This is a genomic window from Amycolatopsis sp. NPDC051903 (assembly GCF_044452505.1).
Classification (GTDB): domain Bacteria; phylum Actinomycetota; class Actinomycetes; order Mycobacteriales; family Pseudonocardiaceae; genus Amycolatopsis.
In genome coordinates this window covers 72,949-92,741 of the sequence record NZ_JBITBT010000019.1, presented here as the reverse complement: position 1 = coordinate 92,741, position 19,793 = coordinate 72,949, and the positions used below count along the sequence as shown (strand labels likewise).

General features: G+C 72.6%; 18 protein-coding genes and 1 riboswitch. Of the genes, 13 read left to right on the top strand and 5 right to left on the bottom strand.

Annotation, left to right across the window (positions count from 1 at the left end):
* The first annotated feature begins 161 nt into the window (after positions 1–161).
* From cbiE to ACIA77_RS31520, 6 genes are all read left to right on the top strand, one after another.
* Positions 162–1,289: a precorrin-6y C5,15-methyltransferase (decarboxylating) subunit CbiE gene (cbiE, locus tag ACIA77_RS31545; RefSeq protein ID WP_395889729.1), complete on the top strand. Its 1,128-nt coding sequence runs from the start codon at positions 162–164 to the stop codon at positions 1,287–1,289.
* Entirely contained in the window at positions 1,286–2,047 is a 762-nt protein-coding gene (cobM, locus tag ACIA77_RS31540) for a precorrin-4 C(11)-methyltransferase (RefSeq protein ID WP_395889648.1), read from the top strand. Before cbiE ends, cobM begins: the two co-directional genes overlap by 4 nt.
* Positions 2,044–3,054 carry a Gfo/Idh/MocA family protein gene (locus ACIA77_RS31535; RefSeq protein WP_395889647.1) on the top strand — a complete coding sequence of 337 codons (1,011 nt, stop codon included), beginning with the start codon at positions 2,044–2,046 and terminating at the stop codon, positions 3,052–3,054. Before cobM ends, ACIA77_RS31535 begins: the two co-directional genes overlap by 4 nt.
* On the top strand, positions 3,051–3,779 hold the full coding sequence (locus tag ACIA77_RS31530; RefSeq protein ID WP_395889646.1) for a cobalt-precorrin-6A reductase: 729 nt from the start codon (positions 3,051–3,053) through the stop codon (positions 3,777–3,779). The genes ACIA77_RS31535 and ACIA77_RS31530 overlap by 4 nt, the downstream gene beginning before the upstream one ends.
* A complete protein-coding gene (bluB, locus tag ACIA77_RS31525; RefSeq protein WP_395889728.1) occupies positions 3,776–4,420 on the top strand; it encodes a 5,6-dimethylbenzimidazole synthase in 645 nt (214 codons plus the stop codon). The genes ACIA77_RS31530 and bluB overlap by 4 nt, the downstream gene beginning before the upstream one ends.
* 80 nt (positions 4,421–4,500) lie before the next feature.
* Complete coding sequence (locus tag ACIA77_RS31520) at positions 4,501–7,584, top strand: arabinosyltransferase domain-containing protein (protein WP_395889645.1); 3,084 nt, start codon at positions 4,501–4,503, stop codon at positions 7,582–7,584.
* A gap of 15 nt (positions 7,585–7,599) precedes the next feature.
* Here ACIA77_RS31520 and ACIA77_RS31515 read toward each other — a convergent pair whose 3' ends face one another.
* Positions 7,600–8,136, bottom strand: a complete 537-nt coding sequence (locus ACIA77_RS31515) for a TetR/AcrR family transcriptional regulator (protein WP_395889644.1) — start codon at positions 8,134–8,136, stop codon at positions 7,600–7,602.
* Between the two features lie 20 nt (positions 8,137–8,156).
* Entirely contained in the window at positions 8,157–8,579 is a 423-nt protein-coding gene (locus ACIA77_RS31510) for a hypothetical protein (protein ID WP_395889643.1), read from the bottom strand.
* A 94-nt stretch (positions 8,580–8,673) separates the two neighbouring features.
* Between ACIA77_RS31510 and ACIA77_RS31505 the strand changes: the two genes are divergently transcribed.
* Positions 8,674–9,099: a heme-binding protein gene (locus ACIA77_RS31505; RefSeq protein WP_395889642.1), complete on the top strand. Its 426-nt coding sequence runs from the start codon at positions 8,674–8,676 to the stop codon at positions 9,097–9,099.
* Here ACIA77_RS31505 and ACIA77_RS31500 read toward each other — a convergent pair.
* Genes ACIA77_RS31500 through ACIA77_RS31490 form a run of 3 tightly spaced genes read right to left on the bottom strand, consistent with a single transcriptional unit; the run spans position 9,090 to position 12,357 of the window.
* Positions 9,090–10,613, bottom strand: a complete 1,524-nt coding sequence (locus ACIA77_RS31500; RefSeq protein ID WP_395889641.1) for a precorrin-2 C(20)-methyltransferase — start codon at positions 10,611–10,613, stop codon at positions 9,090–9,092. The two genes, ACIA77_RS31505 and ACIA77_RS31500, sit on opposite strands and share 10 nt — an antisense overlap.
* Positions 10,610–11,233 carry a precorrin-8X methylmutase gene (locus ACIA77_RS31495; protein ID WP_395889640.1) on the bottom strand — a complete coding sequence of 208 codons (624 nt, stop codon included), beginning with the start codon at positions 11,231–11,233 and terminating at the stop codon, positions 10,610–10,612. Before ACIA77_RS31495 ends, ACIA77_RS31500 begins: the two co-directional genes overlap by 4 nt.
* Positions 11,230–12,357, bottom strand: coding sequence for a precorrin-3B synthase (locus ACIA77_RS31490; RefSeq protein WP_395889639.1), 1,128 nt, complete (start codon positions 12,355–12,357; stop codon positions 11,230–11,232). Before ACIA77_RS31490 ends, ACIA77_RS31495 begins: the two co-directional genes overlap by 4 nt.
* An 82-nt stretch (positions 12,358–12,439) precedes the next feature.
* Here ACIA77_RS31490 and ACIA77_RS31485 point away from each other — a divergent pair, with 82 nt between their 5' ends.
* The 6 genes from ACIA77_RS31485 (at position 12,440) to ACIA77_RS31460 (ending at position 19,491) form a co-directional block, all read left to right on the top strand.
* Entirely contained in the window at positions 12,440–13,363 is a 924-nt protein-coding gene (locus tag ACIA77_RS31485) for an ABC transporter ATP-binding protein (RefSeq protein ID WP_395889638.1), read from the top strand.
* The gene (locus ACIA77_RS31480; protein ID WP_395889637.1) at positions 13,360–14,217 is read left to right on the top strand and encodes an ABC transporter permease; all 858 of its coding nucleotides are present in this window, start codon (positions 13,360–13,362) and stop codon (positions 14,215–14,217) included. Before ACIA77_RS31485 ends, ACIA77_RS31480 begins: the two co-directional genes overlap by 4 nt.
* Positions 14,218–14,223: 6 nt before the next feature.
* On the top strand, positions 14,224–14,457 hold the full coding sequence (locus tag ACIA77_RS31475; protein ID WP_204094321.1) for a helix-turn-helix transcriptional regulator: 234 nt from the start codon (positions 14,224–14,226) through the stop codon (positions 14,455–14,457).
* A gap of 18 nt (positions 14,458–14,475) precedes the next feature.
* Entirely contained in the window at positions 14,476–15,105 is a 630-nt protein-coding gene (locus ACIA77_RS31470) for a hypothetical protein (RefSeq protein ID WP_395889635.1), read from the top strand.
* Positions 15,106–15,169: 64 nt separating this feature from the next.
* Positions 15,170–15,239, top strand: a riboswitch (cobalamin riboswitch).
* Between the two features lie 52 nt (positions 15,240–15,291).
* Positions 15,292–18,900 carry a cobaltochelatase subunit CobN gene (gene cobN, locus ACIA77_RS31465; RefSeq protein WP_395889727.1) on the top strand — a complete coding sequence of 1,203 codons (3,609 nt, stop codon included), beginning with the start codon at positions 15,292–15,294 and terminating at the stop codon, positions 18,898–18,900.
* A gap of 390 nt (positions 18,901–19,290) precedes the next feature.
* Entirely contained in the window at positions 19,291–19,491 is a 201-nt protein-coding gene (locus ACIA77_RS31460) for a hypothetical protein (RefSeq protein ID WP_395889634.1), read from the top strand.
* The last annotated feature ends 302 nt before the right edge of the window (positions 19,492–19,793 follow it).

Sequence of the window (19,793 nt, the reverse complement as noted above, 5' to 3'; positions counted from 1 at the left end):
TCGTGGTCGGCGTCCGGCCGATCATCGCACAGGAAACGCGTCGTCTAGCGTGGGCGGACGTGCGCGAAAAATCACCCCCTTCGACGGCGCGGGACGCCTCGCCCGACCCGACCGAGCGCGCGCCCGGCGGGGGTCCCGAGCAGGGCGCGGCACGCCTCTCGGTGGTCGGGATCGGTGCAGACGGCTGGGCCGGCCTGGCCGAGCGGTCCCGTGCCACGGTGCTCAGCGCCGACGTCGTGCTGGGTGCGCCGCGGCAGCTCGCGTCGCTGCCGCAGGGCGTGCGGACCCAAGCGTGGCCGAGCCCGCTGCTGCCCGCGCTCGACGAGGTCCTGGCAGCGCACGCCGGACGGCGGATCTGCGTCCTGGCCAGCGGCGATCCGCTCCTGTCGGGCCTCGCCACGACGCTGCGCGACCGCGGTTACGAACTCGAAGTCCTGCCCGCGTTGTCGTCGGTGACGCTGGCCCGCGCGCGGCTGTGCTGGTCGTTCGAGGAGACCGAGGTGGTGACCGTCGTCGGCCGCGCGATCAGCCGCGTGGCCCGCGTGCTGGCGCCGGGCCGCAAGGTCCTCGTGCTCGGCGCGAACGCCGCCGATCTGCGGGAACTCCTGCAGGCCCGCGGCTACGGCGAGTCGGCACTGACGAGCCTGGAGAACCTCGGCGCCCCCGACGAGCGCGTCGCCGACGGCTGGACGCACGACCCCGGCCCGCTCACCGTGTTCGCCCTGGTCTGCGCCGGTCCCGCGCTACCGCTGACCGGCCTGCCCGACGACGCGTTCGAGCACGACGGCCAGCTCACCAAACGCGACGTCCGCGCCTCGGCGCTCGCCCACCTCACGCCGGTGCCCGGCGAGCTGCTCTGGGACGTCGGCGCCGGTGCGGGCAGCGTCGGCATCGAGTGGTCACGCGCGCACCCGCTCAACCGCGCCGTGGCGATCGAACGCGACCCGGCGCGCGCCGAGCGCATCACGCGCAACGCGGCCACGCTCGGCGTCCCCGAACTGCAGGTGGTCACGGGCCCCGCCCCCGACGTCTTCGGCCGGCTGCCGGAACCGGACGCGATCTTCATCGGCGGCGGCCTCACCGCCCCCGGTCTGCTCGACGCGTGCCTCGCCACCGGCGCGCGCGTGGTCGCCCACGGCGTGACCCTGGAAGCGGAACAGATCCTGGCGAACGCCTACGCGAGCCGAGGTGGTGAGCTGACGAGGATCGCCGTCGACCACGCCCGGCCGCTCGGCGGGTTCACCGGGTGGACCCCGTCGCGCACCGTCACGTCCTGGAGTTCGAGATGACCGTTCACTTCATCGGCGCCGGCCCGGGCGCGGCGGACCTCATCACGGTCCGCGGCCGCGACCTGCTCGCCCGCTGCGCCGTGTGCCTCTACCCCGGCAGCATGACGCCCACGGACCTGCTCGCGCACTGCCCGCCGGACGCGCAGCGCGTCGACACGGCGAACCTCAGCCTCGACGAGATCGTCGAGCGCCTCGTCACCGCCCACCGCGCCGGCCACGAGGTCGCGCGCCTGGTTTCCGGGGATCCCTCGCTCTACAGCGCGGTCGCGGAAACCGTGCGCCGCCTCGACACCGCCGGCGTGCCCTACGACGTCGTGCCCGGCGTGCCCGCGTTCGCCGCCTCCGCCGCGGTCCTCGGCCGTGAGCTGACCGTGCCGGGCATCGGGCAGAGCCTCGTGATCACGCGAGCGCAGGCCCGGTCGACCGCGCTGCCCGAAGGCGAGACGCTCGCGAACTTCGCCCGCAGCGGCACCACTCTCGCGCTGCACCTGGCGATCAACCACATCGAGCGCGTGACCGAAATGCTGATCCCGTTCTACGGCGCCGAATGCCCGGCGGCCGTGGTGGCGCTCGCGAGCCAGCCCGGTGAAACCGTGGTGCGCGGCACGCTCGCCGACATCGCCGCCCAGGCGCGCACCGCGGGGATGAAGCGCGCGGCCACCATCTTCGTCGGCCGCGTGCTGGCGGCCGAAGGCTTTCCCGACAGCTTCCTGTATTCGAGCACCCGAGATCGCGCCAACCAACCGGAGTCACTGTGACGCACCTACGCTGGGGCCTGGTGGCCGCCGGAAGCATCGCCGCGGACTTCGCGGCCGGGGTCGAACGCAGCAAGCACGGCGTGCTGGAGGCCGTCGCCGCGCGCTCGGCCGATCGCGCCCGCGAATTCGCCACGCGCTTCGACATCCCGAAGGCGTACGGCTCCTACGCCGATCTCCTCGCCGACCCGGACGTCGACGCCGTCTACATCGCCACCCCGCACCCGATGCACGCCGAGTGGGCGATCCGCGCCGCGGAAGCCGGGAAGCACGTGCTGTGCGAGAAACCGCTCACGGTCACCGCGCCCGAAGCGGAGAAGGTGATCGACGCGGCGCGCCGGCACGACGTCTTCCTGATGGAGGCGTTCATGTACCGGCTGCACCCGCAGACGCGGCGGCTCGTCGAGCTGATCGAGTGCGGCGCGATCGGGGAGATCCGGGCCGTCGACGTCGCGTTCAGCTACAGCTCCGGCGCCAACGACGCCCCGCGCCTGGCCGACCCGGCGCTCGGCGGCGGCGGGATCCTCGACGTCGGCTGCTACTGCACTTCGCTCGCCCGGCTCGTCGCGCAGGCCGCGACCGGCACCGAGGTCGTGGAGCCGACCACGGTCACGGGCCTGGCGCGCCTGAGCGAGCGCGGCGTCGACGAGTACGCGATGGGCCTGCTGCGGCTGCCCGGCGGCATCATCGCGCAGCTGTCGTGCGGCTTCCGGCTCACGCAGGACGACCACATCCGGATCTACGGCACCACCGGGCAGCTGCACGTGCCGAAACCCGCTTGGCTGCCCAAGATGCGCCAGCCCGCCACGTCGCAGATCGTGCTGACGCCGGAGAGCGGCGAGCCCGAGGTGATCGAGATCGAGGCGACCCAGAGCGTGTTCACGCGCGAAGCCGACCACGTGGCCACGCACCTGGCGCACCGGCAGGCACCGGAGCTGACCTGGGCCGAGACGCTCGCGAACATGCGCACGCTCGACCGCTGGCGCGCGGCCGTGGGTTACGGCGGATGACCGTGCTGGTCCTCGGCGGCACCGCCGAGGCGCGGGCGCTCGCGGCCGAACTGCACGGCCGCGGGGTAACCGTCGTTTCGTCGCTGGCGGGCCGGGTCGCGCGGCCGCGGCTGCCCGTCGGTGAGGTGCGCGTCGGCGGGTTCGGCGGCGTCGAGGGGCTCACCGCGTGGCTGCGCGAGCACGACGTGCGCGCGGTCGTCGACGCGACGCACCCGTTCGCGGAACGCATCGGCGCCAACGCGTTCACCGCCACCGGCACAGCCGGGGTCCCCCTGCTGCGGCTGGCGCGACCGGGCTGGCGGGAGAGCCCTGGCGACCACTGGCACTGGGCCGCCGACCTCCCCGAAGCCGCGCAGCTGCTGCCGCGACTGGGCGAACGCGTCTTCCTCACCAGCGGCCGCCAGGGACTCGCCACCTTCGCGGGGCTGGACGCGTTGTGGTTCCTCATCCGCTGCGTCGACCCGCCCGAGCCGCCGCTGCCCGCGCGCCACGAGGTGCTGCTGGGCCGCGGACCGTACGAAGTGGACGGAGAGCGCGCGCTGCTGGCCGAGCACCGCGTCGACGTGCTCGTCACCAAGGACAGCGGCGGCACGATGACCGCCGCGAAACTCACCGCCGCCCGCGAACTGGGCCTGCCCGTGGTCGTCGTCCGGCGTCCCGAGCGGCCGGTCACCGCGGAGGCGGCCGACGTCGCGGGAGCCGTGGAATGGGTGCTGCACCGATGAACGACGAGTTCTACGAGATCCTGCGCCGCCGCCGCGACGTGCGCGGCGAGTTCACCGGCGAGCCGATCGACGACGCCGTGCTCACGCGCGTGCTCGAGGCCGCGCACGCCGCACCGAGCGTGGGCCTGAGCCAGCCGTGGGACTTCGTGCTGGTGCGTGACCGCGGCACGCGCGAAGCGTTCGCCGGGCACGTTCGCGCCGAGCGGGACGTGTTCGCCGCGACGCTCGCCGGTGAACGCGCCGACACGTTCTCCCGCATCAAGATCGAGGGCATCCGCGAATCGACCCTCGGCGTCGTGGTCACCTACGACGCCGAGCGCGGCGCGCCCGCCGTGCTGGGCCGGCACGCGATCGCCGACGCCGGGTTGTACTCCGTGTGCCTCGCGATCCAGAACCTGTGGCTCGCCGCGACGGCGGAGGGCCTCGGGGTGGGCTGGGTGAGCTTCTACCGCGAACCGTTCCTCGCCGATCTGCTCGGCATTCCCGCCGGCATCCGCCCGGTCGCGTGGCTGTGCGTCGGCCCGGTCACGCAGCTGGCCGAGGTCCCCGATCTCGAACGGCACGGCTGGCGCAGCCGCGCGCCGCTGGCCGCAGCCGTGCACCAGGAACGGTTCACGCGGCGGGCCGGAGGGCCGGCGTAACCGTCCGGCCAACCGGACGCCACCACCTCGGCGCCCGCCAGAACCCTCACCGAAGTTGCGTTGCTACGCTGCGTCTCCTGATGCGTCCGATTGCCGTAGCGCTGGGGTTGCTGTCGGCTCTTTGCGCCCTCGCTTATCCGTTCCTGCCCGTCGTGCAGGACACCGCGGAGGTCGTGTGGCCGACCGGCTCCGACACCCGGTCCGTCAGCGCGCCCTTGACCGGTTACTGGGCGCAGGACCTCGAAGCCGAAGTGCCGTGCGCGGCCATCCGTTCCCTCGACGCGCGCACGAACGGTCCCGCGCTGCTGCTCGGCACCGTGCCGGACGGGCGCACGGGCCCGCGCGCGGGCAACGGCGTCGGGCTGCTGCTGCACGTGGACAACGGGGTGCTGCTCGCGTCGAGCCAGGGCCAGCAGATCGCGCAGCAGCCGCTGCCGCAGGCCGGTTGCGCCGTGACGCTCAAGTCGGACGCGACGCAGATGACCCTCGCGGTCGCGGGCACGCCCGTGTTCCACACGAGCGGTGACGTGCGGCCGCGCGTGGTCGGCATCTACTCGTCGATCAGCTCCGCGAAGGACCCGATCTCCGGGCTGCGGGTGTCCGTCGTCCCGGACACGCGCTACCAAACCTCGCCGACCGCGCTGAAGCTCGGCGTCGGCATCCTGGGCGCGCTGGCGTTCCTCGGCTGCCTGATCGCCGTGTGGCGCATGGACTCCGGCTTCGCGCGCCGCGCGCCGCGCTGGGCACCGGTCGGCTGGTGGCGCCTCACCGGCCGCGACGCGACGGTGATCCTCGCGCTCGGTGCGTGGGTGTTCATCGGACCCGTGACATCGGACGACGGCTACATCCTCACGATGGCCAGAGTCACCGAGTCCACGGGGTTCCTGACCAACTACCACCGGTGGTTCGGCGTCGCCGAGGCGCCGTTCGGCTGGTTCTACCACCTCTACGAGCTGATGACGCACGTCAGCACGGTCCCGCCGTGGATCCGGCTGCCGTCGTACCTGCTGGGCGTGATCAGCTGGCTGCTGATCTCCCGCGAGGTCATGCCGAGGCTGGGCACGCAGGTGCGCGGCAGCCGCGCGGCCGGCTGGGCCGCGGCGGCGGTGTTCCTGGTGTGGTGGATGCCGTACAACAACGGCGTGCGGCCGGAACCCGTGGCCGCGCTGGGTTCCCTGCTCGCGATCTGCGCGGTGGAACGCGCGCTCGTGACACGGCGGTTGCTGCCGCTGTGCCTCGGTCTCACGGCGGCCGCGTTCACGCTCGCGGCGACACCGACGGGATTGATCGCGGTGGCACCGTTCCTGGTGGCCGCGCGGCCGTTGTTCAAGCTCGTGCGCCAGCGCTCGGCCGACGGCTGGTGGCCGATCCTGGCGCCGATCGCGGCTTCCGGGTTCCTGGTGCTGATCGTGGTGTTCGCGGATCAGACGTTCGCGACCGTGCAGGAGGCCACGCGCATCCGGACGCTCGTGGGCCCGAACCTGTCGTGGTTCCAGGAACTCGTGCGCTACCAGCTGCTGTTCGAGAACCTGCCCGACGGTTCGGCGCCGCGGCGGTTCCCGGTGCTGCTCGTGTTGCTGTGCACGGTCACGTGCCTCGTGGTGCTGCTGCGGCGCGGGCGCATCCCGGGCGCCGCGCTCGGGCCGAGCCGACGGCTGATCGGCACCACCGCGTTGTTCTTCCTGCTGCTGGCCCTGACCCCGACCAAGTGGACGCACCACTTCGGCGCGTTCGCCGCCGTCGGCGCGTCGATGGCCGCGCTGACCGCGCTGGCGACGAGTTCAACGGTGCTGAGGTCGAACCGCAACCGCGCCGCGTTCCTGGCCGGGCTGCTCGTGGTCGGCGCGCTCGCCGCGACGGGACCCAACACGTACTGGTTCGTCTCGCGCCTCGGCGTGCCGTGGACCGGGCTGGCGCCGTCGATCGCCGGGATCCCGCTGTCGACGATCCTGCTCGTGGCCGCGGCGATCGCCGGGATCTACGCGTTCGTGGAGAACATCCGCGCGCACCGGCCCGGCGCACCCGTCGCGCCGCAAGAGGGCCGGAGCCGGTCGCTGCGGCTGGGTTCGCTCTCGCTCGTGGTGGTCTGCGGGCTCGCCGCGGCCGGCGAGTTCTACACGATGGCGCTCGCGATCCACAACCAGTCGGGCAGCTACAGCCTGGGCGCGGCTAACTTCGGGCACCTGTTCGGCAAGAGCTGCAACCTGTCCGACCACGTGATGGTGGAAACCGACGCGGTCAAGAGCATGCTGCACCCGCAGTCCGAGCAGCGGACCGTGCCGGTGAAGAAGGAAGAGGAGTCACCGCTGCCCGACGCGGACCAGGGCAACGGTGAGGTCCAGACCGGTTTCCACACCCGGTCCGTCGACGACAACGACCCGCTCGCCGAGCCGCCACACGGGTTCACCCCGGACACCGTGCCGATGTGGAGCAGCTTCTCCGAGCAGAACCGCGCGGGCCGCCTGCGCAGCCAGTGGTACTCGCTGTCGGACCGGCGCGCCGACGGCCAGATCGTCATCTCCACAGCCGGCCAGCCGCGGCGCCCGGCGTCGGTGAGCCTCGACTACGGCGTCACGACGCCGGAGGGCGTGCGCGTGCTGCGCAGCCAGTTCGCCCTCGCGCCCGGCACGGGCACCGGCGGCTGGAACGACACCCGCATCAACCTGCGCGACCTGCCGCCCGAGGCCACGTCGGTGCGCGTGGACATCGTGGACAACGACCTCACCGAAGACGGCTGGATCGCCGCGTCCGCACCGCGGATTCCGACGTTCACGACGCTGACCGACAAGCTCGTCGGCAAGTCCGTCTACATCGACTGGCCCGCGTCGTTCGTCTACCCCTGCGCGAATCCCGTCACTTCCCACGACGGCATCTCGCAGGTCCCGGACTACCGCATCACGGCCGGCGCGCTGGCCGACGAAGCCCAGTGGGCGTCCAGCACCAACGGCGGTCCGATCGGCTGGCTCGAGGAGCTCGCGGACGAACCCGAGGTGCCCAGTTACCTCCTCGGCCAGCCCACCCAGTCGTGGGGTCAGCTGCTGCAGGTCGAGCCCTACACCGACGGCATCGCGCCCACCGTGCGCCACAGCTCGAAGACGGTGTGGGGCTGGTGGTCACCCGGCCCCGGGCCGTCGCAGCCGAACGGCAAGGACCCGACCCGCTGAGCCGAAGCACCTCGTTCAGCCGGTCAGCGTCGCGAGGTGGAGGCGAAGTTGTTCGGCCACTTGGTCGAACGGCTCCATCGAGCGCTCGGCCCGGGCGAAGACCAGCGCGCCTTCACAGGCGGCGATGATCAGTGCGGCGCACCCGGCCGCGTGGCGTTCGTCGAGGCCACCCTCCTGCAGCAGCTGTGCCAGCCGCTCGCGCCAGCGCCGGAACACGACTGCGGCGCGATCGATGATCTGCTCGCTGTCGGCCGTGACCGTCACGGTCAGGATGACGCACCCGCCGCGGAGCCGGAACCCGGGGATGAACGAGCGCCAGAGTTCGACGTAGTGCCGCGCGATCGTCTGGGCATCGCGGCCGGCGTGGGCTTCGATGGGGGCGAACGCCTTTTCCGCGAGCAGGTCCAGGGCTTCCTCGACGAGTTCGGTCTTGCCGCAGGGGAAGTGGTGGTAGATCGAGCCGCGCGAGGTGCCGGTGGCCTCGATGACCTCCCCGAAGGACGTGGCTTGCAGGCCTCGTTCGGCGAGGAGGTCCGCCGCGGCTTCCACCATGCGCTACCGGGCCGAGCCGCTCACCGCCGCCCGCCGGACTCGCGGGTGCCCAGCCCGCGGACCACACCGTTGAGGCCGAGGCCGCCCTTCATCGCCTGGGTGACGTAGATCCGGGTCCGTTCGGCCTGCGACGGGTCCCCGGTCGCGGACGCGACGGCCGCGGTGGCTTCGGCGATGAACGCTTCGGCCCCGGCCCGGTCGAACCCTCCCTCGGCCGCCGTCACCTGCAAGCGAACGACTCGCGCGCGCTCGGTGTTGCCGGTGTCCACGGCCGACGGCGGCAACCGGTGGAAGAACACGCCGACGACGTCGCGAATGGCGTCGGGAACCGGCGGTGGGAACCCGTCGGCCTTCAGCGCTGCGTCCATGAGCTCGACCGCCAGTTCACGTTCGCGGGCGGCGGGGACCAGATCTTCAGGCGCGTAGACGTCGATGACGGGCACGGGCGCTCCTCGACTATGCAGGTTGACCCGCATGCTCTATGCAGGTCGACCTGCATAGTTCGAGCACGGGCTCCCGCCGACTAGATTCGACGGCATGCCTGAGACCCCACGCCTGCCCGGGTTGACGCTGGCCGATGCGGACCAGCTGGTGAGCACGGCCCTGGCCGTCGGCCGCGAGCGGGGCTTCCCGCCGCTCGCGGTGGCGGTCGTCGACGTCACCGGCGAGGTGATCGTCCTGCGCCGCGCCGACGGCGGCATGCCCGCGACCAGCCGGATCGCCGTCGCCAAGGCCCGCACGGCGCTGCGCATGCTCCAGCCGTCGGGTGAAATCGCGCTGCCCGGCGAGATCGTCGACACCATCCAGCACCTCTACGGCGGCGACTTCGTACCGCGCGCCGGCGGTGTGCTCGTCACGGACGGGGGCGTGATCGTCGGCGCCGCCGGCGCGTCCGGTGCGCACGGGTCCGAAGACGAGGAAGCCGTGCGCACCGCCGTCGAGCGCTGGCAGGCTCAGTCGTAGCTGCGCGGGGTCCAGACGACTGACGCGCCGTCCGGCCCCTGCTGCACCACCGTTTTCGACGAACCCACGATGAGCAGGCACCGCATATCCACAGTGGACGGATCCAGCTCGCCCAGCGTGGTCACCGTGATGCGCTCCTCCGGGCCGCCGACGTCACGCGCCACCACGACGGGCGTGGCCGGTGCGCGGTGACGCAACAGGACTTCGCGCGCGGTGGCGAGCTGGGTCGTCCGGGTGCGCGACGCGGGGTTGTACAGAGCCAGCACGAGGTCGGCCGCACCGGCGGCATCGAGGCGGCGCTCGATGATGTCCCACGGCTTCAGGCGATCCGACAGCGACAGCACCGCGTAGTCGTGCCCGAGCGGTGCGCCGACGCGGGACGCGGCAGCCTGCGCGGCCGTCACCCCGGGCACGATCCGCACGCGAACCCCGGCCCCGCGCCCGGCGGCGACCTGCTCCAGCACCGCCGACGCCATCGCGAACACGCCGGGATCACCCGAGGACACCACCGCGACGCGGCCACCGGCCGCCGCCAGTTCGAGTGCCTCCGCGGCGCGGTCGGCTTCGACGCGGTTGCCCGACGCGTGCCGCTGCTGGCCGGCGCGTTGCGGCACCCGCGCGACGTACGGGCCGTAGCCCACCACGTGTTCGGCCGCCGCGAGTTCGGCCGACGCTTCGGACGTCAGCCAGTCCGGGCCGGCCGGACCGAGGCCCACGACCACGACCTCGCCGCCCTCGGCGGGAGCCGGCGCGGCGGGCTGCACGACCGCGGGCTCACCGTCCACTCGGGATGCATACGCCGGGCTCGGCAGCAGCGCCAGCGAAAAGTACGGCACCGACGACGGGTCCACGTCGGCCAGTGGCTCGATGCGCTGCTCACCCCAGGTGGCGCGCTCGACGAACCACGCGTCGTCCAGCTTGCCCGCCTCCGCGAGGGCTTCGCGGACGGAACCGAACGTGCGGCCCAGCTTCAGCACGGCCGCCGCCTGCGTGTCGGCCAGCCGCCGAGCCAGCTCCGGCGCGGGCAGCGTGCCCGGCAGCACCGTGAGCACCTCGTCGCGCTGCACCAGCGGCCGCCCGAGCACGGACGACGCCGCGCTCACCGACGTCACGCCCGGCACCACCTCGGCTTCGAACCGGCCGGCGAGCCGCTCGTGCATGTACATGTAGGAGCCGTAGAAGAACGGGTCGCCTTCGCACAGCACGACCACGCTGCGGCCTGCGTCGAGGTGCTCGGCGAGCTTCTTGGCGCTCAACTCGTAGAAGTCGGCGATCGCACCCTCGTAACCACCGGGGTGGTCGGTGGTCTCCGTGGTGACGGGGTAGACCAGCGGTTCCTCCTGCTGGCCTTCACGCAGGTACGGTGCCGCCACCGAGCGCGCGATGCTGCGGCCGTGGCGCGCGCTGTGGTAGGCGATCACGTCGGCCTCGCCGATCAGCCGCGCGGCCTTCACCGTCATCAGTTCCGGGTCGCCGGGACCGAGCCCGACGCCGTACAGCTTGCCGGCGCTCATTCGGCCGCGCTCGCGATCGCGTTGACCGCCGCCACGGCCATCGCACTGCCACCCCGCCGGCCCTGCACCACCAAGTACGGCGCGGGCGCGCGTTTCACGAGCTCCACTTTGGACTCGGCCGCCCCGACGAACCCGACGGGCACGCCGATGATCGCCGCCGGCGCCCCGACCCCCTCTTCGAGCAGCTCCAGCAGGCGGAACAACGCGGTCGGCGCGTTGCCGATCGCCACCACCGAACCCGGCAGCCGGTCCCGCCACAGCTCCAGCGCCGCGGCCGACCGCGTGGTGCCCCTCCGCTCGGCGAGCCCCGGCACGCTCGGGTCGTCGAGGGTGCAGACGACGTCGTTGGCCGCGGGCAGCCGCTTGCGCGTGATGCCGCTGGCGATCATCTTCGCGTCGCACAGCACCGGCGCGCCCGCTTCGAGCGCCGCCCGGCCCGCCTCGACGACGTCGAGCGAGTACCGCAGGTCCTCGACCAGGTCGACCATGCCGCAGGAGTGGATCATCCGCACCGCGACGCCGGCGACGTCGTCCGGCAGGATCGCCAGATCCGCTTCCTCGCGGATCGTGGCGAACGAGTGCCGGTAGATCTCGGCGCCGTCGGCCAAGTACTCGATCACGGGTTTTCCTTCCTCACCAAGGACTCCGCCAAGCGGGACGCCGGAACGAGACGTCCGCCGACACGGTAGCCGCCGTCTTCGGCGACGACGTCGAGGTGGTCGCCCGCCGGCCGGCCGCACCGCCGGGCGCACCCGGCGACGTGCGCGCGGACCCCGCCCGGCGCCACCGCGGCGGCGTCGGCGCGTACGTCGGCGAGCGACTTCGCGCAGCCGGGCCGGCCGATGCACGCCGTGATCTCCAGGGCGGCGGGATCCGTGCTCAGGCCCGCGTCGTGCAGCCGCGGCACAGCATCCGGGCCGGCATCGGGCACCACGATCGATCGCCACGGCGTAACCACCGCGTAGGACGCGAGGTCCGCGAGAACGCGCAGCTGCACGGCCGAGAGCTGCCCGAACCGCGGTGCGACCCCCACGCCGCGCTCACCCAGCCGACCGACCGTCGGGTCCACGCGCACCGGCCGCCGCACCGGCGTGGTCCGCAGCGCGACGGGCAGCAACGCGAGCGGGTCGGACAGCTCCGCGATCCGCCACGCCGAGCCCCGCTGCCGGCCGAACGCAGCGGCGACGTCGAGCAACGCTGCCACCGCGGCGTCGCGCGACACCGACCAGCCGGTGTCGGCGCCGGCGAGCAGCACCGTGCCGAGCGACGGCGTCACCGCGCGCCAGCACACGTCCGCGCCTTCACCCGCGACGTCTCCCCGGCCGTCGTCGAACGCGAACAGGAACCGGCCGGGCAGGTCCGCCAGCGCCGGCTCCGCGCACAGCGCCGGATCCAGCTCCCCCGCCAGGCCGCGGACGTCCGCGATCCCGCCCCGGACCCCGCTCAGCGGCGAGGCGAGGACGTTGCGCACGCGTTCGTGCGTCGGCGACGGCAGCAGCCCGGCCTCGGTCAGCCGCGCCGCCAGGCCGGGCCGGGTGACACCGCGCAGCTGGACGTTGCCGCGCGAGGTGAGGTGCACGTCGCCGTCGCCGAGGTCCTCGGCGCAGGAAGCCAGCACTCGCAGGCGATCGGCCGGGACGACCCCGCCGGGCAGCCGGACGCGCGCGAGCGGTCCGTCCACCGCGTCGTGCGTTGCGAACACCCCGGGACAGGCATCGGCGCGCACACGGGCAGGGCTGGGCATGCCGCTCACTGTAGCTGGCGCCGGATTCAGCAGACTTGCGATCAAATGTAGTAGGTGTGCTACATTTCATCGCACATCGACGATGGGGGTGGGTCCGTTGAGAAATCCGGACGAAGTCGTGTTGCGGGTCGAGGGCCTGCGCATGCGCTACGGCACCAACGACGTGCTGCACGACGTCGGCTTCACCGCTTACCGCGGCGAAGTGCTCTGCCTGCTCGGCCCGAACGGCGCGGGCAAGACGACCACGATCGAGATCCTCGAAGGCTTCCGGATGCGGTCGGCCGGCGACGTGGCGGTGCTCGGCACCGACCCGGCGCGCGGTGGTGAGGACTGGCGGGCACGGCTGGGGGTCGTGCTCCAGTCCTGGCGCGACCACGGGAAGTGGCGCGTGCGAGAGCTGCTCGCGCACCTCGGCACGTACTACGCGCCCTTCTCGACGGATCGCGTCCGGCGGCCGTGGGACCCGGACGAGCTCGTCGACGTCGTCGGCCTGACCCCGCACGCGGACCAGAAGCTCAAGCACCTCTCCGGCGGCCAGCGCCGTCGTCTCGACGTGGCGATCGGCATCGTCGGGCGGCCTGAGCTGCTGTTCCTCGACGAGCCGACCGCGGGCTTCGACCCCGAAGCGCGGCGCGAGTTCCACGATCTCGTCCACCGCCTGTCCGACGACCAGGACACCACGATCCTGCTCACCACCCACGACCTCGACGAGGCCGAGAAGCTGGCCGACCGGATCCTGATCCTGAACGGCGGGCGGATCGTGGCCGACGGTACGGCCGACGAGCTCAGCCGCCGGATCTCCGGCGAGGCCGAGGTGCGCTGGAGCGTCGACGGGCAGCGGTTCGTGCACTCCACGACCGAAGCCACGAAGTACGTGTTCGAGCTGTTCAAGCAGTACGGCGAGGCCGTCGCCGACCTCGAGGTGCGGCGGGCTTCGCTCGAGGAGACCTACCTGACGCTGGTGCACCGGGCCGAGACCGGGCTCGGGGAAGGCGGTGCGCGATGACGACCGTGACAGCGACCGGAGCAGCCGTGCGGACCGGGCTGCGGCGCGGCCTGATCGAGTTCCGCCAGCAGTGGACCAACCGCGACGACGTGCTGGGCCAGCTGATCTGGCTGCTTCTCATCATGATCACCCTGTTCTTCCTGCGGGGCGCGCACCTGCCGGGCACGTCGTTCTCCCTCGGCGCGGCGACCGTGCCGAGCGTGCTCGGCGCCGGGATCGTGTTCAACGGCATCTCCGGCGCGGCCGGCAACCTGGTCATCGACCGCGAGGACGGCACGCTGCTGCGGGCCAAGGCCACACCCAACGGCATGCTCGGCTACCTCATCGGCAAGATCGTGTCGCTCTCGCTCATGCAGGTTTCGGCGCTGCTGGTGACGCTGGTGCCGTCGCTGATCCTGTTCCCCGGGCTGGCCACCGGCGACGTGCTGTCGTGGCTGGGCCTGCTCTGGGTACTGGCGATCGGGCTCGTGGCGACCCTGCCGCTGGGCGCCGCGATCGGCTCGCTGATCCGCGAACCGCGCTCGATGGGCCTGGTCATGCTGCCGGTCACGGGCCTCGTGGCCATCTCCGGCATCTTCTACCCGGTCACGGCGCTGCCGGTGTGGGTGCAGGACATCGCCCAGGTGTTCCCGATGTACTGGCTCGGGCTCGGCATGCGCTCGGCTCTGCTGCCGGACTCCGCCGTGGTGGTGGAGATCGGCCAGTCGTGGCGGCCGTGGTGGACCCTCGGCGTGCTGGTCGCGTGGGCCGTGATCGGATTGGTGCTGGCCCCGGTCCTGCTGCGGCGCATGGCGCGCAAGGAATCCGGGTCGTCGGTGGCGGCACGACGGGAAAGGGCACTGCAGCGTGTGTGATCCGCGGTGAGCGAGAACGTCTACAACCGCATCGCGGTGCTGCGCGCCGAGCGCGGGATCTCGCGCCGTCAGCTGGCCGACGCGCTCGGCGTGCACTACCAGACGATCGGTTACCTCGAACGCGGCGAGTACAGCCCCAGCTTGCACCTCGCGTTGCGAATCGCGCGGTTCTTCGAGGTGTCGGTGGAGGTGCTGTTCTCCACCGAGCCGTTCCCCCGCATCGGCGACCGCTCGGCGTAGAGCGGGTATCAAGGACAGGTGACCGCCCACTTGCGCGCCGCCGAAGAGCTCATCGACCACGTGCGGCCGGAGGACAACCGGTACAAGGCCGCCGGCGAGCCCGACGTCATCGGCTGGAAGCGGCCGTGGCGCAACCACACGCAGTGCGCGTCGTTCCAGACCCAGCTGCTCAAGCACGTCTACGACTGGGCCGACGACGAGTTCTTCACCACGCACTTCCGCTCGGTGAGCCCGCCCTCGCGCACGTACCGGTGGGTCTTCGAACGCCGCCGTGTGCCGCACTTCGCGCCCGTCGACGCCGTCGCCGACCTGCGGCCGGGTGACCTCGTGGTCATCGACTACGGCCACCGGCGCCCGACCAACACCGGCCACCTCGCGCTGGTCCGCGGCGCGCCGGTGCTCGCGGGACCGGCGAACGGGGACAAACCGTACGTCGTGCCCGTCGCCGATTGCACCGCCGACCCGCACGGCACCTCGGCCGAGTACCCGGACAGCCGCTTCCCCGCAGGTCAGGGCGCCGGCTACGGGCACATGGTGTTCCACGCTGCGCCGGAGACGGGCCGCTTCGCCGGCTACGCCTGGAGCGTCACCGCCCAGCGGGTGCACCCCGTGGGCGAGCGGCCGATCGTCGCCGTGCGGGTGGTCTGAAGCGTCACCTTGACGCGGGCCCGCGCGCAGTTGAGAGTGAGAGCGAACCACGCGTCGGCAAGCGGAGGAACCCGGTGAGAGTCCGGGACGGTCCCGCCACTGTGACCCGGGCTGATCCGGGGAGCCAGGAACTCCCGCCGCCGCGACCGACGACCCGGGGCGCGGACACCCCGAGTGAGGAACGCCGTGATCCTGCTGCTGTCCACTTCGGACACCGATCTGCTCAGCGCCCGGGCGAGCGACGCCGAGTACCGGCTCGCGAACCCCGCCCGGCTCGACCTCGCGGACCTGCCGTCGCTGCTGGCGGACGCGCCGATCGTCGTGGTCCGCATCCTGGGCACGCCGCGCACGTGGCAGGAGGGGCTGGACACGCTGCGCGCGTCGGGCTCGCACGTGGTGGTGCTGGGCGGTGAGCAGACGCCGGACGCGGAGCTGATGAAGCTCTCGACCGTGCCGGCCGGCATCGCGGCGCAGGCCCACGCGTACCTCGCGCAGGGCGGGCCCGAGAACCTCACGCAGCTGCACCGGTTCCTGTCCGACACGCTGCTGCTGACCGGCGACGGCTTCGAGCCGCCGGCGCAGCTGCCTTCGTGGGGTGTGCTGGAGCGGCCCGTTGCCGCCGGCTCGAACGGCCCGGTCGTCGGGATCCTCTACTACCGCGCGCACCACCTGTCCGGGAACACCGGCTTCGTCCACGCGCTGGCCGACGCGATCGAGGCCGCGGGCGGACGCGCGCTGCCGATCCACTGCGCGTCGCTGCGCAACCGCGAGCCGGACATGATGGCGGAGCTCGGCAAGGCCGACGCGCTGCTGGTCACCGTGCTCGCGGCGGGCGGCACCCGGCCGTCGGAGGTCGGCGCGGGCGGTGACGACGAGGCGTGGGACGTCGCCGAGATGGCGGCGCTGGACATCCCGATCCTGCAGGCGCTGTGCCTCACCAGCGACCGCGCGACGTGGTCCGAAAGCGACGACGGCCTGTCGCCGCTCGACGCGGGCAACCAGATGGCCGTGCCGGAGTTCGACGGGCGCATCATCACGGTTCCGTTCTCCTTCAAGGAGTTCGACGACGACGGCCTGCCGCGGTACGTGCCGGACGCCGAGCGGGCGGCGCGGGTCGCCGGGATCGCGCTCGCCCACGCGCGGCTGCGCCACACCCCGCCCGCCCAGCGTCGGATCGCGCTGATGCTCTCGGCCTACCCGACTAAGCACTCGCGCGTCAGCAACGCCGTGGGCCTGGACACGCCGGCGTCGGCGATCAAGCTGCTGCGGCTCATGCGCGAGGAGGGCTACGACCTGGGGCCGAACGCGTTCCCCGGCGTCGACCCGACCGGCACCGACCAGCCCGACGGCGACGCGCTGATCCACGCGCTGATCGCGGCCGGCGGGCAGGATCCGGAGTGGCTCACGCAGGAACAGCTCGCGGGCAACCCGATCCGGGTGCCCGCCGCGCGGTACTCCTCGTGGTTCGCGGCGTTGCCCGAGGACCTGCGGTCGGCGGTGGAACAGCAGTGGGGGCCCGCGCCGGGCTCGCTGTATGTCGACACATCGGCAAATCCCGAGGGCGACATCGTGCTGGCGTCGCTGCAGGCGGGCAACGTCGTGCTGATGATCCAGCCGCCCCGCGGGTTCGGCGAGAACCCGGTGGCGATCTACCACAACCCGGACCTGCCGCCGAGCCACCACTACCTCGCCGCGTACCGGTGGCTGGAGGAGGAGTTCGGCGCCCACGCCGTGGTGCACCTGGGCAAACACGGCTCGCTGGAGTGGCTGCCGGGCAAGACGGCGGGCCTGTCGGCGTCGTGTGCGCCCGACGCGGTGCTGGGCAACCTGCCGCTCGTGTACCCGTTCCTGATCAACGACCCGGGCGAGGGCGCGCAGGCGAAACGGCGGGCGCACGCGACGATCGTCGACCACCTGATCCCGCCGATGGCGCGCGCCGAGTCCTACGGCGACCTCGCGCGGCTCGAGCAGCTGATGGACGAGCACGCGAACATCGCGGCGATGGACCCGGCGAAGCTGCCGGCCATCCGCGCGCAGATCTGGACCTTGATCCAGGCGGCGAAGCTCGACCACGACCTGGGCGTCGCCGAACGCCCCCACGACGCCGAGTTCGACGACTTCCTGCTGCACATCGACGGCTGGCTGTGCGAGGTCAAGGACGCGCAGATCCGCGACGGCCTGCACATCCTGGGTGAGGCGCCCGTCGGCGAGGCGCGCGTGAACCTCGTGCTGGCCATGCTGCGCGCGCAGCAGATGTGGGGCGGCAAGCAGGGCGCGGTGCCGGGTCTGCGCTCGGCGCTGGGGCTGAAGGAGAACTCGGACACGCCGTTGTCCGAAGTGGACGCGATCGAAACCACGGCGCGAACGCTCGTGGAGGCGATGGAAGCCCGGTCGTGGTCACCGGCGGCGGTGTCGCCGGTGGTGCTGGAGGCGCTGGGCGCCCCCGATGCCGAGGTTGCGCGAGTGCTGACGTTCGCGGCGACGGAGATCGTGCCGCGCCTGGCCGGGACGTCCTCCGAAGTTTCGGCCGTGCTGCACGCGCTCGACGGCGGGTACATCCCGGCCGGGCCGAGCGGTTCGCCGTTGCGCGGCCTGGTGAACGTGCTGCCGACGGGCCGGAACTTCTACACCGTCGACCCGAAGGCCATCCCGAGCCGCCTGGCGTGGGAGACGGGCCAGTCGCTCGCCGATTCGCTGCTGCGCCGCTACCGCGAGGACACCGGCTCGTGGCCGACGTCGGTGGGACTTTCGGTGTGGGGCACGTCGGCGATGCGCACGTCCGGCGACGACGCGGCCGAAGTGCTGGCGCTGCTGGGCGTGCAGCCCGTGTGGGACGAGGCGTCGCGGCGCGTGACGGGGGTGGAGGCCATCCCGCTGGCCGAACTGGGCCGGCCGCGCATCGACGTGACCGTCCGCATCAGCGGCTTCTTCCGCGACGCGTTCCCCCACGTCATCACCCTGCTGGACGACGCCGTGCGCTTGGTGGCTTCGCTGGACGAGCCGCCTTCGGAGAACTTCGTCCGCGCCCACGTCTCCGCGGACCTGGCCTCGCACGGCGATTCCCGCCGGGCCACCACGCGCATCTTCGGCTCGAAGCCCGGCGCGTACGGCGCCGGCCTGCTGCCGCTGATGGACTCCGGCAACTGGCGCGACGACAAGGACCTCGCCGAGGTCTACGCCGTCTGGGGCGGCTTCGCCTACGGCCGCGACCTCGACGGCCGCCCGGCCCGCGAGGACATGGAGAACTCCTACCGGCGCATCGTGGTGGCCGCCAAGAACACCGACACGCGCGAACACGACATCGCCGACTCCGACGACTACTTCCAGTACCACGGTGGCATGATCGCCACCGTTCGCGCCCTCACCGGCTCCGCGCCCGCGTCCTACGTCGGCGACAGCACCACCCCGGACGCCGTCCGCACGCGCACCCTGGGCGAGGAGACCGCGCGCGTCTTCCGCGCCCGCGTCGTCAACCCGCGCTGGCTGTCCGCCATGCGCCGCCACGGCTACAAGGGCGCCTTCGAACTCGCCGCGACCGTCGACTACCTCTTCGGCTTCGACGCCACCGCCGGCGTCGTGGGCGACTGGATGTACGAAAAGCTCTCCGAGTCCTACGTCCTCGACGCCGAAAACCAGGAATTCCTCCGCCAGGCCAACCCCTGGGCCCTCCGGGGCATCATCGAGCGCCTCACCGAAGCCGCCGACCGCGGCCTGTGGGAATCCCCGGACCCCGACCTGATGGCCCAACTGCGCGACGTCTACCTGACGCTGGAAGGCGATCTGGAAAGCGAGTAGTCGCGGGGCCGCGCTGCCACTCCCGGGACCGGCAGCTCTCCGCCACCACGGGCACCGCCCGGCTCGACACCGTCGAGGGGACGGCCGCATAGCTCGCGACAGCGCTCCGCGACGCATACATCGCCGGCGCGAATCGACCGCGGGCAGCCGCGTAAGTCCCGGTAGCACTCGCGACACCAAGCACGACCTGGGCGGCTACTCAATCGGCGCCCGTGTCGTCGTTCGCGCCCTCGCGCGGGGCGCCCGCCCGGCGCGGGCGAGGCGCACCGCTGTGTTCTCACCGCGCTCGTCCGCGGCGAAGAGCTCAACGCCGCCGAGGCCGAAACCGCCCACTGGATCACCGCGCTCGACAATGATCCCCAGGCTTTGCTGCACGTCCACCACTCCCACGTGCCCACCCCGGAAACCACCCTCGCCACCATCCCGACGCCCACCCTCGTGCTCGTCGGTGCCGCCGACGGCGCCCACGCCACCGCCGCTGCCCTCGCGGCCGCCCTCCCCCACGCCGAATTCCTCCGCGTGCCGGGCGACCACTTCACGGCCCTGGGCTCGCCGGAGTTCGCCGCCGCGGTCGGGGCCTTCCTCGCCTGATCGCATCGCGCGACCGACCGCCGACGTCTTCGAACCGCGCTCCGCACCAAGGGTTCTGCCGCCGCGCTCCACTCGACCGGGGTTGCCCGAACCCTCACCGCGACCGCGGAGTACCAGGCCGCGTCCGACCGCAACCGTCCTCGGCCGCCCGGAACTCGCCGACACCCGGCTGTCGAGCCCTCGCCGGTCCACACCCGCAGTACATCCGCCGCCCCCGGCCGTCTGTCCGGCCCACGCCGAGCGTCACCCGCAGCACGTCCGCCACCGCCCAGCCATCCGACCCACGCCGAGCGTCACCCGCT

Coding starts and splice junctions, on each gene's coding strand:
- ACIA77_RS31530 (WP_395889646.1), top strand. CDS start 3,051: ATGACCGTGCTGGTCCTCGGCGGCACCGCCGAGGCGCGGGCGCTCGCG.
- ACIA77_RS31485 (WP_395889638.1), top strand. CDS start 12,440: ATGGGGGTGGGTCCGTTGAGAAATCCGGACGAAGTCGTGTTGCGGGTC.
- ACIA77_RS31500 (WP_395889641.1), bottom strand. CDS start 10,613: ATGAGCGCCGGCAAGCTGTACGGCGTCGGGCTCGGTCCCGGCGACCCG.
- ACIA77_RS31515 (WP_395889644.1), bottom strand. CDS start 8,136: ATGGTGGAAGCCGCGGCGGACCTCCTCGCCGAACGAGGCCTGCAAGCC.
- bluB (WP_395889728.1), top strand. CDS start 3,776: ATGAACGACGAGTTCTACGAGATCCTGCGCCGCCGCCGCGACGTGCGC.
- cobM (WP_395889648.1), top strand. CDS start 1,286: ATGACCGTTCACTTCATCGGCGCCGGCCCGGGCGCGGCGGACCTCATC.
- ACIA77_RS31520 (WP_395889645.1), top strand. CDS start 4,501: ATGCGTCCGATTGCCGTAGCGCTGGGGTTGCTGTCGGCTCTTTGCGCC.
- ACIA77_RS31480 (WP_395889637.1), top strand. CDS start 13,360: ATGACGACCGTGACAGCGACCGGAGCAGCCGTGCGGACCGGGCTGCGG.
- ACIA77_RS31490 (WP_395889639.1), bottom strand. CDS start 12,357: ATGCCCAGCCCTGCCCGTGTGCGCGCCGATGCCTGTCCCGGGGTGTTC.
- ACIA77_RS31505 (WP_395889642.1), top strand. CDS start 8,674: ATGCCTGAGACCCCACGCCTGCCCGGGTTGACGCTGGCCGATGCGGAC.